This window comes from Deinococcus betulae, assembly GCF_020166395.1.
Lineage (GTDB): Bacteria > Deinococcota > Deinococci > Deinococcales > Deinococcaceae > Deinococcus > Deinococcus betulae.
Genome location: NZ_JAIQXU010000089.1, coordinates 1 through 953, shown reverse-complemented (window position 1 = coordinate 953; position 953 = coordinate 1). Strand labels below are relative to the sequence as shown.

The 953-nt window shown below is 60.9% G+C and carries 1 protein-coding gene; it reads right to left on the bottom strand.

Features of this window, described 5'->3' with window-relative positions:
• Positions 1–100: 100 nt before the first annotated feature.
• A complete protein-coding gene (locus K7W42_RS22745) occupies positions 101–898 on the bottom strand; it encodes an IS5 family transposase (RefSeq protein WP_224577688.1) in 798 nt (265 codons plus the stop codon).
• Positions 899–953 lie beyond the last annotated feature (55 nt).

Sequence of the window (953 nt, the reverse complement as noted above, 5' to 3'; positions counted from 1 at the left end):
GCAGTCGGTTCTTGGTGTTCTTCGTCACAGAAAACACCGTACAGGAACCGACTTCTTAGCTCGAGTGTAGACTTTTGACCCTTAGAGGGTGCCAAGAACGCTAGGCAAAAAGGGGCTTCAAGTTGTTGCAGAGCAGAATGCAGGCGGCGAGGACGTGGAAGCCGACCAGGGTGGTGGGCAAGCGTTCCAGGTCACGTCCGAGGCGTCTGAAGCGCGCCAACCAGGCCAGTGAGCGCTCCACGACCCAGCGTTTCGGCAGCAGAATGAACCCCTTGGTCGCTTCGGGTCGTTTGACCACGACCAACTCAACCCCAGCCTGAGTGGCGTCCAACGCGGTCTGGGTGCCGGTGTAGCCCTGATCGGCGAAGGCGATTTGGACCGTCGCACCTGTGGCTTCCTGCACGTCTAGGCACAGGTCAAAGACCTGTGCCCTGTCTTGCTCATTGGCTGGTGTGGTGAGCACCGCCAGGACGTGGCCAAGGGTGTCCACAGCGAGGTGGACTTTGGTGCCCCTACGCTTCTTCGCGCCGTCAAAGCCGGCACGGTGGCCGCTCTCTGGTGTGCTCTGGAGTGTGCGACTGTCGATGATGATCGCGCTTGGCGCCCCGTTCCTTCCCTTCTCCACGCGGGACAGAATCCGCAGATCATGCGCCGCGCTCTGAAAGCACGCGGCCTCAAACCAGCGGTGTGCCTGTTGGCGCACCGTCTCCGCCGGTGGGAAGTCATGGGGCAAATACGCCCACTGCGCGCCAGTGCGCGCGACCCAAAGCAGGGCGTTCAGCACGTCTCGAATGGGATATTTCCGTTGCCTCGCGTCTTCGGGACTCAGCAGCAGATACGGGAGCAGAAAGAAATACGTGTCGTCATCGACGTCACTGGGGTACCCTCGGCGTGTCACCGACCCATTCTGCTCGTTGCGAAGTCACGACCGCGAACTTCAAACCTGTTCTTGG